The 13,138-nt window shown below is 61.5% G+C and carries 12 protein-coding genes; all 12 read right to left on the bottom strand.

What is annotated here, in order from left to right:
* Positions 1-18: 18 nt before the first annotated feature.
* The 12 genes from AC1Z3V_RS03595 to AC1Z3V_RS03650 all read right to left on the bottom strand — a co-directional run bounded on the left by AC1Z3V_RS03595 (position 19) and on the right by AC1Z3V_RS03650 (position 13,029).
* Positions 19-744: an amino acid ABC transporter ATP-binding protein gene (locus AC1Z3V_RS03595; RefSeq protein ID WP_483497265.1), complete on the bottom strand. Its 726-nt coding sequence runs from the start codon at positions 742-744 to the stop codon at positions 19-21.
* A complete protein-coding gene (locus tag AC1Z3V_RS03600; protein WP_483497266.1) occupies positions 722-1,381 on the bottom strand; it encodes an amino acid ABC transporter permease in 660 nt (219 codons plus the stop codon). The genes AC1Z3V_RS03595 and AC1Z3V_RS03600 overlap by 23 nt, the downstream gene beginning before the upstream one ends.
* Positions 1,378-2,049, bottom strand: a complete 672-nt coding sequence (locus tag AC1Z3V_RS03605; protein ID WP_483497267.1) for an amino acid ABC transporter permease — start codon at positions 2,047-2,049, stop codon at positions 1,378-1,380. Before AC1Z3V_RS03605 ends, AC1Z3V_RS03600 begins: the two co-directional genes overlap by 4 nt.
* A gap of 121 nt (positions 2,050-2,170) precedes the next feature.
* The gene (locus AC1Z3V_RS03610) at positions 2,171-2,956 is read right to left on the bottom strand and encodes a transporter substrate-binding domain-containing protein (protein ID WP_483497268.1); all 786 of its coding nucleotides are present in this window, start codon (positions 2,954-2,956) and stop codon (positions 2,171-2,173) included.
* Between the two features lie 4 nt (positions 2,957-2,960).
* Positions 2,961-3,710, bottom strand: a complete 750-nt coding sequence (locus tag AC1Z3V_RS03615; protein WP_483499533.1) for a GntR family transcriptional regulator — start codon at positions 3,708-3,710, stop codon at positions 2,961-2,963.
* Between the two features lie 248 nt (positions 3,711-3,958).
* Complete coding sequence (locus AC1Z3V_RS03620) at positions 3,959-5,971, bottom strand: beta-galactosidase (RefSeq protein ID WP_483497270.1); 2,013 nt, start codon at positions 5,969-5,971, stop codon at positions 3,959-3,961.
* Between the two features lie 121 nt (positions 5,972-6,092).
* Positions 6,093-7,127, bottom strand: coding sequence for a LacI family DNA-binding transcriptional regulator (locus tag AC1Z3V_RS03625; RefSeq protein ID WP_483497271.1), 1,035 nt, complete (start codon positions 7,125-7,127; stop codon positions 6,093-6,095).
* A 20-nt stretch (positions 7,128-7,147) separates the two neighbouring features.
* Entirely contained in the window at positions 7,148-8,845 is a 1,698-nt protein-coding gene (locus AC1Z3V_RS03630; protein ID WP_483497272.1) for an amylo-alpha-1,6-glucosidase, read from the bottom strand.
* 4 nt (positions 8,846-8,849) lie between these two features.
* Entirely contained in the window at positions 8,850-9,662 is an 813-nt protein-coding gene (locus AC1Z3V_RS03635; RefSeq protein WP_429818464.1) for a carbohydrate ABC transporter permease, read from the bottom strand.
* Positions 9,655-10,611, bottom strand: a complete 957-nt coding sequence (locus AC1Z3V_RS03640; protein ID WP_483497273.1) for a carbohydrate ABC transporter permease — start codon at positions 10,609-10,611, stop codon at positions 9,655-9,657. Before AC1Z3V_RS03640 ends, AC1Z3V_RS03635 begins: the two co-directional genes overlap by 8 nt.
* Positions 10,612-10,630: 19 nt before the next feature.
* Positions 10,631-11,860 carry an ABC transporter substrate-binding protein gene (locus AC1Z3V_RS03645; protein ID WP_483497274.1) on the bottom strand — a complete coding sequence of 410 codons (1,230 nt, stop codon included), beginning with the start codon at positions 11,858-11,860 and terminating at the stop codon, positions 10,631-10,633.
* A gap of 20 nt (positions 11,861-11,880) precedes the next feature.
* Positions 11,881-13,029: an ABC transporter ATP-binding protein gene (locus tag AC1Z3V_RS03650; RefSeq protein WP_483497276.1), complete on the bottom strand. Its 1,149-nt coding sequence runs from the start codon at positions 13,027-13,029 to the stop codon at positions 11,881-11,883.
* Positions 13,030-13,138: the final 109 nt, after the last annotated feature.

Genomic DNA, 13,138 nt, shown 5'->3' on the forward strand with positions numbered 1-13,138 from the left:
CGCGCCGGGCTCTGCCTCTTAATGGAGGCCGAGAAACTGCTTCAGTTCCGGTGTCTGCGGCCGGACGAAAACCTCGTCCGGCCGCCCTACTTCGTGGACACGGCCTTGATGCATGAACACGACTCGGGAGCAGACGTCGCGTGCGAATTTCATCTCATGCGTCACCATCAGCAGCGTCATGCCTTCTGCGGCAAGCTCGCGCACGACCGCAAGCACTTCGGCCACCAGCTCCGGGTCAAGCGCCGAGGTGATCTCGTCGCAGAGCAGCGCGATCGGCTGCATCGCAAGCGCACGCGCGATCGCCACGCGCTGCTGCTGCCCGCCTGAAAGCTCGTCGGGGTAAGCGTCGAACTTGTGGGCAAGACCGACGCGCTCCAGCATCTTGCGAGCGATCGTCTCCGCTTCCGGCTTCGGCGTCCTTTTCACGACCGTCTGCGACAGCATGACATTGCCGCCGACCGTCAGATGAGGAAAGAGATTGAACTGTTGAAAGATCATTCCGACCTTCAATCGCAATGCCTTCAGATGCACCTCATCGTCGAGGAGCTGCGCACCCGCGACAGAGATCGAGCCTTTGTTGATCGTCTCGAGGCCATTGATGCAACGAAGCAGCGTCGATTTGCCAGAGCCGCTCTTGCCGATGATGGCGATGACTTCGCCTGGCGCAACGTCAAGACTGATCCCCTTCAAGACTTCGTTCGCGCCATAACTCTTGCGGACTTCAGTGATTCCGATGAGCGACATTGAGCTTCCTTTCGAGGATCTGGCTGCTCTTCGACAGGGGCCAGCAGAGCGCGAAATAGATAAGGGCAACGAGGCCATAGACGGTAAAGGGCTGGAAGGTGACGTTGGTGACGACGGTGCCGGCCTTCGACAGTTCGACAAAGCCGATGATCGAGGTCAGCGCCGTGCCTTTGATGACCTGTACGGAAAACCCGACGGTTGGCGGGACCGCAACTTTCATCGCCTGCGGCAGGATGACGTAACGCATCTGCTGTAGCCAGCCCATGCCAAGGCTGGCGGAGGCCTCCCATTGCCCCTTGGCCACCGCTTCGACACACCCACGCCAGATCTCTCCGAGAAAGGCGGCGGTCCAGAAGATCAATGCCAATCCGGCGGCAAGCCAGGCCGGCACATCGACACCGAACAGGCCCAGCCCGAAAAAAGCGATGAAGAGTTGCATCAGCAGCGGCGTCCCCTGAAACAGCTCGATATAATAGCGGGCGAGTGATCGCAGCGATTTGCGTTTGCTGATGCGCAGGAAGAGCAAGCCAAGCCCGACGATACCGCCGCCCAGGAACGAGACAAGCGAGAGGACGACGGTCCAGCGCGTCGCGAGCAGAAGGTTGCGCAAGATATCCCAAATGGTGAACTCGATCATCGCGCGGTCCTCCGTGGGAAAATGAACCCGCCGACGATCGCCAGCGCCTGGCGAAGCAGGATCGCCAGGACGAGGTAGATGATCGTGGATACGATGTAGGCCTCGAAGGCTCGGAAAGTCCTGGATTGAATGAAGTTGGCGGCGAAGGTGAGATCTTCGGCGGCGATCTGCGACACGACGGCGGAACCGAGCATGACGATGACGACTTGCGATGACAGGGCCGGCCAGATGCGCTGGAGCGATGGAACCAGCACGACGTGTCGAAATGTCTCGAAGCGCGTCATGGCGAGACTGGCGCCCGCCTCGAACTGCCCCCTTGGCGTCGCCTGGATGCCGGCGCGGATAATCTCGCAGCTATAGGCCCCGAGATTGACGATCATCGCGATATTGGCGGCTTGCAATTCGCTAAGCTGCAATCCCAAGGACGGGAGGCCGAAGAAGATGAAAAAAAGCTGGATCAGGAATGGCGTGTTGCGGATCAGCTCGACATAGGCTGCGACCATCGGCTTGAGCCAGGCAGGGCCCAGTGCCCTCGCCCAGGCGCAGCAGATTCCAAGCGAGATGCCGGCGACGGCACCAACCGCGATCAGTTGAACGGTGATGCCTATCCCTTTGATGATCTGAGGATAATATTCGAGCAGCCAGCCAAATTCGAACTGGTAATTCAAGGCGTACCCCTGGTTTGACGAGTATCCGCCGGCGCCGTCCTGCCTAGAGCATCTTATCCGCTTTCAGTGTTTCTACCTGAAAGCAGGATGCTCTGGCGGCGAGGCGGCGAGGCTGGGTTGATCAGAGATCGGTCGGCAGGTCCGTGCCGAGCCACTTTTGCGCAATGGCGTTCAGCGAGCCGTCCGCCTTGGCCGCCGCGATGATGGCATTGACCTTTTCAAGAAGGGCGGGTTGCGCCTTGCCAAGCCCGATGTAGCAGGGCGAATTCTTGATCAGGAACTTCAGCTCAGGCCGCTTTGGCGGGTTCTTGGCGAGAATGGCAGCCGCCACCACGTTGCCGGTCGCAACAGCCTCGACCTGCCCGGACAGGAAGGCGGAGATCGTGCCGTTGTTGTCTTCATAGCGCTTGATGACCGTATCTGCCGGCGCGACCTTGGTCAGCTCCAGGTCTTCGACCGCGCCGCGGGTGACGCCTACGACCTTGCCGGTAAGTTCCTCCGGCTTGGTGACTGCGAGTTCCGCGGGCGCGAACACGCCATTGAAGAAGGGCGCATAGGCGGCGGAGAAATCGATGACCTTCTCCCGATCTGGATTTTTGCCGAGGCTCGAAATGACCAGATCGACCTTGTTGGTCTGCAGATAAGGAATCCGGTTCGCGCTGGTAACCGGCACGAGTTCGACCTTCACGCCGAGCTTGTCTGCGATCAGATTGGCCATGTCGACGTCATAGCCCATCGGCGCCATATCCGTGCCGACACTGCCAAACGGCGGGAAATCCTGAGGAACGGCAACGCGAAGCGCGCCGCGCGACGTGATGTCGCCAAGCGCGTCGGCATAGGAAACCGAGCCGAAGCCGATGGTCGCGGCCATCGCCGCCATGGCGATGAACAGTCGTCTTGCGAGCATTGAGTCATTCTCCTTCTTGAGTTCGCGGTGTTTTGCTGCGTGACGCCCTGGTCGGCGCAGTCACGATCTTGGGAGGAAGCGAGAGGGATCGCCGAAGGTCGGCCAGCGGATCGGGATGCTTCGTCAGGTCCAGTCCAGTTTCCACCTCGTCCAGGTGTTCGACAGAGAGCGCGGCCGCTCTCAAAAAATCCCCCTGCTCCATCGCTTCGACGATGCGACAGTGTCCGAGGTGGGATTGCAGGGCGTGGAAATCCGACTGATAAAGCATCGAAATCAGGATGGTTCTGGCCGTGAGATCGCGGAGTATCTCGATGAGGATGGCGTTATCCGCCAATTCGGCCACCCGAATATGGAAGTCGCCCATCAGGCAGGTGAGGCGCTGGCGGTCGCCGGCTTCGATTGCCGCCCTTTCTTCGGCAAGATGGGCATGCAACCGTTCGCGACCGCTCTTGGTCAGCGGCCGCATACTGCGCAGCAGCCCCGCTTCTATGACGCGCCGGGCATCATAGACCATCATCGCCTCTTCGGCAGATGGCTGCGCGACGAACCAGCCTCTACGTGGGCTGACATGCACGATGCAGCGTGTCTCGAGGCGCATCATCGCTTCGCGCACCCGGGTCCGCGACACGCCGAAGAGAGCGGCCAATTGGTTCTCGCTGAGCCGCGTTCCGGGTTCTATGCGGCCCGAGAGAATGCCGGAGACGATGGACGTCTCGATCGGATTATGGGCGGTCGGTGCGATTCTACCTTGCATACAAGACAGGAATGCAAAGCCTGTGCCAATCTCCTGTAGCCATATTTTCAAGGGCTTGCGGGAGATGCACTTCTCACCTTCGGCTATTCAGGTGCAGTCAGCTCGCTTTTTAGACATTTCGGGCCGCGGAGCTGCCTTGTTCGGAATGAATGCTCCCTTCCCGTGCACGCGCGGTCACAACGCGCAGCTGGACCGATGCGCGGTGTGAAAGCGTTGTCGTTGGAAACGGGCGCGTTCCCGCTCCCCGACTACTCCGACCAGATCGCGACATCGACGGGGCCGAGCTTGCGGCCGCCGACATGGAAGGTCGCGTTGGCAGGCGCCGGTACCTCGACGGCTGTCTTGCCGTAGTTGAAGGCGAAGGTGAGCTTGCCGCGGCGGGTGATGCGCAGATCGCCCAAATCCGCCAGTGCCTCGACCGAGGCCCAGCCCAGCGCGTCGCCGATCACCTTCTTCAGCAGTTCGCCGCGGGCGCCGGTTGCCAGATAGCGCGCCTTGTCGTTGCCGACGAGCGCCGGAGCACCGGTGCGGTAGTCGCCTTCGAAGGTCGCAAGCACGGTCTCGCTGGTCCGGACCGTCTCGCGCCAGACGCCGGCCGGATAGGTCTCATTGCCGTAGAGCACGCTCTCGCCGTGAAACTCCGGCAGGGATTCGACCCGGGACACGCTGAGGTCGATCAGAGAGGCGAGCGGGCCCGGCGGCAAGCCCTCCGGAATATGCATGTCCTCGGTCTTGCTGCCGCTGCGCGGTCCGAACAGAACCTTGGCGCCTGACGCGGCAAGCTTCTGAACGAAAGCCTGATCGGGGATGACAAGGTCGGGCGCGAGCACGAGCTGGTAGCCTTCGAGGTCCGAATGCTGGCCGATGAAATCGACATCGACGCCGAGACGGGAAACCGTCGAGTACCAGTCGAGTGCGATCGCCGATGCCAAATAAGTACGGCCCTGCGGCAGCGCGCGTGTCGCCCAGCGCGAATTGTAGTCGAGCAGGATCGCGACCTTGGCCTTCTGGCGGCGTTCGCCCTTGGGAAGCCGCTTCATCTCCTCGGCAACCTGCGCAACTTCGAGATAGCCCTGATCCGCCTCGCTGTTCGGCAAGAGCAGTCCGGCATGGAATTGTTCTTGCGCAAACGGCACCTGGCGCCAGCGGAAATAAGAGACCATGTCGACGCCATGGGCATAGGCGAGCCAGGTCCACAGCCGCACCATGCCGTCCGCCGGCGACTGGTTGTGCGAAGCCCAGTTCACCGGACCCGGTTGCTGCTCCATCACCCAGACGCGGCCATTGCCGACGGCGCGGTAGAGATCGTGGTTGAAAGCCGGCTGGTCCGGATCGCCGACGCGGAGGTAGCGGCCCTTGTCTTCCGACGAGAGACGGCCGTTCAACAACCCGCCCATCGGATAGACGTCCCAGGACGCGATATCGATATCCTCGCCGACCTTGTAATGGTCGAAGTCGGTATTCTGCGACATGAAGTTGTGCGTCACCGGACGGCCCGGCGAATGCTTGCGGATAATGTCCACCTGCGCCTTGTTGAAGCTTTTCACCTGATCGGAGGAGAAGCGGATGTAATCGACGATATGGGTCGGGCTCGGCTCCTCCACCAGGTTGTTCGGAAGATCGACCTCGTAGAAGCTCAGATAGTTCATCGCCCAGAAAGCCGTGCCCCAGGCGCGGTTCAGTTCCTCGACGGTGCCGTAGCGCTCAGCCAGCCACTCACGGAACGCGCGTAGCGCCTCGTCGGAATAGCTGTAGATCGTGTCATGGTCGCCATATTCGTTGTCGGTCTGCCAGGCGTGCACGAAGGCATTCTGTCCGTAGCGCTCGGCCATGGCTTCGCAGATGCGTGCCGCCTCGACGCGATAGCGGCGACTGGAAAAGCAATAGTGACGACGAGCGCCGAACTTTCGCACCACACCCTTGGCGTCGACGGGCAGAATGTCGGGATAGCGATCGATCAGCCACTTCGGTGGCGCGGCGGTCGGCGTTCCCAAGATCACCTTGAGGCCGGCATTGCCGAGCACGTTGATGGCGTCATCCATCCAAGCCCAATGGAACTCGCCCGGCCGCGGCTCGATCTTCGCCCAGGCGAATTCACCGATGCGCACCCAAGCAAGGCCGAGCTCGACCATGCGGCGCGCATCCTCTTCCCAGTTCTCGCGCGGCCACTGCTCCGGATAGTAGCAGACGCCGAGTTCCAGCATGTCGGTCTGCTGCTCTTTGGCGTTGAAGCGGTTCGATCTCGTCAGGGGCATGTGCACGGGTCCGGTCCTTCGTCATTCTCTCGGCCGGTTGGGTCCGGCCTGGGGTTTGTCTGGCGCTCGGATATAAACGTTTATATCCTGAAGCATGAGTGAGCGGCCCTTCGGGACCACGGTTCCATCAACGGTTGGGGTTCAAGCGATCGTCGCAGCGCTCGATCAGATTGGGCATCAGGAGCGTTTGCAGCGCCTCCGGCGGTTCGCCTTCCATGCGCCTCAGAATATAGGCGCCGAGCAGGCTGCTCGGTTCGCTGATCGGCAGGTAGTAGGTGGTGATCGGCGGCGCGAAATACTGGCTGACGTTGAGATCGTCGGTGGCATTGATGACGGCGTCACGCCCATGCACCAGTCCGCGCTCATGGAAGCCCGAGAAGGCACCGAGCGCCGAAGCTTCGTTGGCGCAGATATAGGCGGTCGGCGCATCGCTGAGTTCCGACATCGTCAGCACGTTCTCGCGGCCGAAGGCTGGCGTCAGCCGGCCATGGGCAACGAGCGCCGGATCATAGGGAAGCCCCGCCGTCTCAAGGCCGTGTTTGTAGGCTTCCAGCCGCGTGATACCGTAGCTTAAGTCCGAGAGCGGGTTGAGCAACGCGATGCGGCGATGGCCGCGCTCGATCAGCCGCGCCATCGACACCCGGATCATCTGCTCGTTGTCGGCATCGACATAGGCATGCGGCGCGTTGTGGATGCTGGTGCCGTAGGTGACGAAGGGGAAGTCCGCCGCCTGCATGGTGCGGATGCGCGGATCGTCTGCGCGCGTGCCCGAGATGATGATGCCGTCCGCCTTCTTCAACGACACGATCTGCTTGATGACCGCCTGGCTCTCTTCGAAATTCCGGACGGCATAGAGCGAGACGCGATAGGGGCTTTCTTCCAGCGCCCAGGAAATGCCGCTTAAGAGCTGGGCGTACTCGACGCCTTCCCATTCGTTCTGCTTCGGGCCCGGCGCAGTCATGATCGCGGCGACCTGATAGGTCTTGCCGGTGCGCAGCTGCACGCCATGCATGTTGAGCTCGTAGCCGACGCGTGTCGCCGCCTCGATCACGATCGCGCGCGTTTCCGGGCGAACCTGAGGCGAATGCTTCAGGGCCTTGGAAACGGTGGCGATGGAAAGCCCCGTCTCCTGCGCGATGGTCTTGATCGTCGGTCTCTGCATGGCGTCTCGACTCGTCACGGTTAGTTGGCGCTGAGCGATGCCGCCAGCACGAGATAGACTGCGGATGTCCAGGCGAATGCCCGATCGCGAAGGCCCCTCCCCGAGCGCGCATCGAAGTTTTCGGCCATACCGCTTTTGCTTGCAAGTGAACAGAACTTTTCCGCGACCTCACGCGCAAGCTCAATCTTCCCTTGCCGGCGCAGACCATCCCAAAGAAGAAGCGTTGTCGGCGCCCAGATCGGCCCGCGCCAATAGCCGTCGTCCTCGTAGAAGGAACTCTGCGGGCTTTCGGTCGCCGGTCCCCAGTCGGTAATGAAGCCGCCGGTGACGAGACGAGCCACGAGCTTTTCGCGCATGTCGGGTGTCAGTCGCGCGCCCAAGAGCAGCGGCATGAACTGGATGAGATTGTCGCCCGGCAGCGCTCGCTCCGGATTCTGTGCCAAGCGCGCGCCAAAAGTTTCGCCGGTCCACAGGCGCTCGAACAGCAACGCCTGCAGGTGGTCAGCCTTTTGCCGCCACGTCGCCTGGCGTTCCGCGTCGTCCTCCAGCAGGTCCGCCAGCGTCTCGCAGGCAAGGATCAGGAAAACCGGCAGGTCCGGCGAGATCACCGGGCCGCCTTCGGCAAAGAAGGTCGCGTTGTCCCAGCCGCTATCGTTGCCATGAAAATAGGACGGCAGGCTCTCCGCATCCTTGCGCCCATAGGTCAGCCAGTAATCGACCTGGCGGCCAATGGCATCACGCAGATAACACTTGCGCTCAGCCGTCAGGAAGGACGGATCGGCTGCCGCGATTAGCGACACCGCCCAGCCATGCACCGGCGGTTTGGTGAACGCGAAGAGCACGTCGCGGTCGTTGATATAGTCCGGCAGCAGGCCGGAGTCGTCCTGATGGTCGAAGATCGCCGCGAACTGGTCGAAGGCGAGGTCCTGTTCGAAGGCGGCGACACCAAGGGCCGAGAAGGCGTTGTCCCAGCTCCAGATATTGATCATGTGGTTCTTGGACATATAGATCGCCGGCCGCGTCAGTGCACCGCCCGCGGGCACGCCGTTCGCCCAGAGCAAATAGCTCGCCAGCCGATGCGCCTCGTCCTGGCCGCGGACGCCCTTTGGAACGCGGGCGTGCCATTCAGCAAATTCGGCCGCAGCGCCGGACAGGGCCTCTGCGAAACGGCCGGGTCGATCGACAGGCGGCACGGTGCGGAAGAAGTCCACATTGCCCTCGAAGAGGTCGGGCGCCGAAAAGGAAAAGGACACGTCATCGGAATGGTCGCGCTGCCAGGCGCCGGTGACTTTCAATTCCCCAGCGATCGCCCGTGGGATGAACTTGACGTTCTCGACCGCGGCGACGAGGCAATCCTCACTTTGTGGCGTGCGGTAAACATAGTCGTAGCGTGACCCCTCCAGATGGAAGCGGACGCCGGCCTGCTTGCCGGATATGTGCAGCCTTTCTCCTTCGCCGATGACGAAGCGGACCATACCCTCGCCGATGCGGGCGTCGAGCCGCTCCGGGGAAAGCATCAGCTCGGGCGTCACGGTCTTGCCTTCCGCATCGAGAAACTCGACGCGGCAGAGGCGACCAAGCGAGGGCCGCTCGTCGCCACCGGCAACGTGGCGCAGATAAAGCGCCCGCTCGCCATCGCGGCCCGGTACCCGCATCGTCGAGAGCGTCAGGAACCGGCCCCTGCGACTGAAGGGGACGTGGTTAATATCGAACAGCATGCCGTTATCCCTTCACCGACGAGCCGACCGCGCCATCCATGATGTAGCGCTGGGCGACGAAGAAGAGTGCCAGCGGCGGCAGGCAGAGGATGACGGTGATCGCGGCGATTGATGTCACATCTACCTCGTGCAGGCCCTTGAACATCGAGAGGCCGAGCGTCAACGTGTACTTCGATTGGTCGTTCAGGAAGATCAACGGGCCGAGATAGTCGTTCCAGGCGTTCATGAAATGGAAGGTGCCGACCAGCACCAGCGCCGGCATCATCAGCGGCAGATGGATGCGCCAGTAGATGTCGAAGGCATTGGCGCCGTCCATGCGCGCGGCCTCGTCGATCTCCATCGGCACGGTCATGATGTATTGCCTGAGAAGGAAGACGAAGAAGGCGTCGGCGAAATAGGCCGGCACAATCAGCGGCTTCAGCGTGTTGATCCAGCCGAGCAGGTTGAACTCCATGTAGAGCGGAATCATCTTCACGTCCCATGGGATCATCATGGTGGCGAGCAGCAGGATGAACAGCGGATCACGGCCGGGGAAACGGAAGCGGGCAAAGCCATAGGCGACGAGCGACGAGGAGATGAGCTGGCCGATCGTCGACAGCACCACGACGATCACCGAGTTGGTGAGATAGGTGCCGAAGGGCTGTTTGTTCCAGGCGGCGGCAAAGTTTTCCCAGTGCCATTCCGACGGCCAGAAGACCGGCGGAAACTGGTAGAGTTCGGCGGCGCTTTTGATCGCCGTCATGAAGGTCCAGTAGAATGGCGCAATGAACAGCGCAGAGAGCAGAATGAGCGCGGAATAGAGCAGCGTCTTACGCATTGTGCTCTCCATCGTTCTGGCGGACTTCGCCTTCGTAATAGACCCAGGCGGCCGACCAGCGCATGACGCCAAGGCTGAGCAGAAGGACGATGATGAACATCACCCAGGAGCCGGCTGCGGCGTAGCCCATGTCGAAATATTTGAAGGCGTTGTCGTAGATATACATGGCGAAGAAATAGGTGGAACCGAGCGGCCCGCCCTTGGTCAGAAGCAGCGCGATCGTCAGTTGCTGGAAGGCGGAGATGATCGAGGTGATGAAGGTGAAGAGCAGCATCGGCCCGAGCATCGGGAGCGTGATGAACAGCATCTGCGCCCAGCCGGGAACCCCGGAAACCGTCGCCGCCTCATAGAGTTCCTTCGGGATCGCCTTGAGGCCGGTCAAGAGGATCAGCATCGTGCCGCCAAGCCCCCAGAGGCTGGCGATGATGATCGCGACGATCGCCAGGTTCGGATCGCCGAGCCAGTTCGGCCCCTCGATGCCGACGAAAGACAGCATGAAGTTCAGGAGGCCGTATTCCTTGCTGTAGATCCAGCTCCAGATCGTCACGAGGGCTACGCCGGAAATGACGCTCGGCAGGTAGAAGGCGGTGCGGAAGAAGCCGCTGGCGAAGGTGATATGGTGCAGCATCAGCGCCAGCAGGAACGACATGACGATGTTGAACGGCACGTAGATTGCCGCAAACTTCACCGTGATCCAGAGGCTCTCCCAAAACTGCGGGTCCTCGAAGAGCATGGAGCGGTAGTTGTCGAGGCCGACGAAGCTGCGCTCGCCGACAACGGGCCAGTCGTAGAAACTCATCGTCAGCGAGAAGACGAGCGGGCCGAGCGTGAAGAACAGGAACCCAAGGATCCACGGGGAGATGAACAGGTAGGGCGCCGCATAGCGCGCGATGGCGGAGCGCTTGCGCCTTGCCACCTTTGGCTCTGCACCGGCATAGGTCATATCCATCTCCCCGTACTCCCTTCGCTTACTTGATCAGACGCTTGGAGCGGTTGACCGCATCGTCGAGATGCTGCTTGGCATTGCCCTGGTCGATCATCGTCGCCTCGATGGCGCGGGCGAGATTGTCCTGGACCTTGCCCCAGTTTGCGTTCTTCAGGAACGCGTGGGTCTCGGTGTTCGAGGTGGCGAGAATGTCGAAGAAAGGCTTGTAGATCGGGTCCTTGGTCATGCCCTTCTCTTCGGCGACGCTGGTGCGCACCGGCAGGTCATTGACGCGCATGGCGACGGCTTCGGGCGAAGAGAAGAACTTGACGAACTCCCAGGCGAGGTCCGGATGGGCGGCATCCTTGGCGATCGAGATCGCCGAAACGCCGAGCGCCGAATGGGCCGTCTTGTCGCCGAACTTCGGCAGTGGTGCCACGCCATACTTGATGCCCGACTGATCGATGCCGGACTTCGACCACATGGCGCTCTGGAACATGGCGATCTTGCCGCCCTTGAAGAGCGTGCTGCCTGATGTGTCGTCGCCGAGGTTCAGCGTGATCGCCTCCTGCTTCTTGGCCATGTCGGCGAACATGTCGAGCACCTGGGCGGCCGCATCGCTGTTCATGTAGCCATCGATCTTTTTGCCATCGTCGGAGATGTACTTGGTGCCGTTCGACCAGAGGAACTGCTCGAAGTCATAAGGGTCGGGCTTGGCGTCGACGGCGAAGCCATAGACCTTGTTCGGCTCGTCGCGGAACTTGGCGGCCTTGGCGCGCAGGTCGTCCCAGGTCCAACCGTCCTTCGGCTCCTCGACACCAGCCTTGGCGAACATGTCCTTGTTGTAGAAGACGACCTGCGTGGTGAAGCCCGACGGCATGCCGTAGGTCTTGCCCTCGACACGCACGGTGTTCATCAGGCCCTTCGGGAAATCGTCCGGCTTGATCTCGGCCGCGTCCTTGGCGATCAGATCGTCCAGCGGCTTCAGCGACGTGTAGTATTGCGGGAAGTTCCACATATACATCACATCCGGCGGGTTGCCGGCGCCGAAGGCGGCGATCAGCTTCTGATCGTAGCCATCCGCATAGGGCTCGACCTGAACCTTTACACCTGGGTGCTTCTCCTCGAACTTCTTGGCGATCGCCTGCTGGATCGCCAGGCTTTCGTCCGTGTCCCAGGTCGCAAAGCGCAGCACTTCTTCCGCGCGGGCCGTGGCGGCTCCGGCCATCGCCAGAACCATCAGCGAGCCGATGAACGACTTCCTGTTGAGCATGCTTCTCCTCCTCATTCGGGTTACGCGACCCGCTTTGCCTTTTCCTGATTGATGAGCGCCTGCGTCTCGACATCGAGCCGCCGCGCGACCGCCCGACCATCGCCGTCGAACAGATGGCAGTGCTCGGCCGGCAGGCGCAGATGCACGCGCTCTCGCGCCGAAACCGGGTGTGTCCCGCGCACGACGGCGGTCATGTCGCCGCCGTTTTGCAGGCTGATGTGAACATGGCTTTCGGTGCCGAGCCGCTCGACCAAGCGCACGTCGCCGACGAGATGCCCCGCCTCAGCCGAAACCAGCTCGATCTTGTCCGGACGAATCCCGAGCGTCACCGACTTTGCCCCGGCAATCGGCGTGGCGTTAAGCATCTCGAGCGTCAGCGGATGGGCGAGACCACCGCCGGCAAGCGTTACGGATGTGTCGACCTGCCCTGTTACTTCTGTCGTCACGAAATTCATGCGCGGCGAACCGATGAAGCCGGCAACGAACAGGTTGGCCGGCTGGTAGAAAAGTTCGAGCGGGGTGCCGAACTGGCTAACCTTACCCTTGTCGAGCACCACGACACGGTCGGAGAGCGTCATCGCCTCGACCTGATCGTGGGTGACGTAGATCATCGTGACGCCTAGGCGCTCGTGCAGGGCCGCAAGCTCGACGCGCATGGTGACGCGGAGACCCGCATCCAGGTTCGAGAGCGGCTCGTCGAGCAGGAAGAGTTTTGGTTCGCGCACGATCGCACGACCGATCGCCACGCGCTGGCGCTGGCCGCCGGATAGCTGGCGCGGCTTGCGGGCGAGCAGTTCCTTGATGCGCAGGATGTCGGCGGCATTCTCGACGCGGCGATCGATCTCGTCGCGCTTCATACCGTTCAGCGCCAAACCGAAAGACAGGTTTTTGCGCACGTTCATATGCGGATAGAGCGCGTAGTTCTGGAAGACCATGGCAATGTCGCGTTTGGCCGACGCTACCTCGGTGATGTCGCGCTCGCCGAGGTGGATAGAGCCGCCATCCAGATCCTCGAGCCCGGCGATCGAGCGAAGCAGCGTGCTCTTGCCGCAGCCCGACGGGCCGAGGAAGCAGACGAACTCGCCATCGGCGATATCGAGGTTGATACCTTTCAGGACTTCGAGCGAACCGAAGCCTTTGCGCAAATTTTCGATGCGGATCGCTGCCAACGGGCCCTCCCTGCCGGCCAGCGCTTAGCAGAGGCCAACGGCACGAGCTATGCGCTTAGTTAAACGTTTATATGCACGATAAAAACGTTTAACTTTCTTGTAAAGGAAA

The organism is Ensifer sp. 38_S197 (genome assembly GCF_056924495.1).

Bases quoted from the DNA above. Each gene is read 5' to 3' on its own strand.
- AC1Z3V_RS03595 (WP_483497265.1), bottom strand. From the start codon at position 744: ATGTCGCTCATCGGAATCACTGAAGTCCGCAAGAGTTATGGCGCGAAC.
- AC1Z3V_RS03600 (WP_483497266.1), bottom strand. From the start codon at position 1,381: ATGATCGAGTTCACCATTTGGGATATCTTGCGCAACCTTCTGCTCGCG.
- AC1Z3V_RS03610 (WP_483497268.1), bottom strand. From the start codon at position 2,956: ATGCTCGCAAGACGACTGTTCATCGCCATGGCGGCGATGGCCGCGACC.
- AC1Z3V_RS03615 (WP_483499533.1), bottom strand. From the start codon at position 3,710: ATGCAAGGTAGAATCGCACCGACCGCCCATAATCCGATCGAGACGTCC.
- AC1Z3V_RS03625 (WP_483497271.1), bottom strand. From the start codon at position 7,127: ATGCAGAGACCGACGATCAAGACCATCGCGCAGGAGACGGGGCTTTCC.
- AC1Z3V_RS03630 (WP_483497272.1), bottom strand. From the start codon at position 8,845: ATGCTGTTCGATATTAACCACGTCCCCTTCAGTCGCAGGGGCCGGTTC.
- AC1Z3V_RS03635 (WP_429818464.1), bottom strand. From the start codon at position 9,662: ATGCGTAAGACGCTGCTCTATTCCGCGCTCATTCTGCTCTCTGCGCTG.
- AC1Z3V_RS03640 (WP_483497273.1), bottom strand. From the start codon at position 10,611: ATGGATATGACCTATGCCGGTGCAGAGCCAAAGGTGGCAAGGCGCAAG.
- AC1Z3V_RS03645 (WP_483497274.1), bottom strand. From the start codon at position 11,860: ATGCTCAACAGGAAGTCGTTCATCGGCTCGCTGATGGTTCTGGCGATG.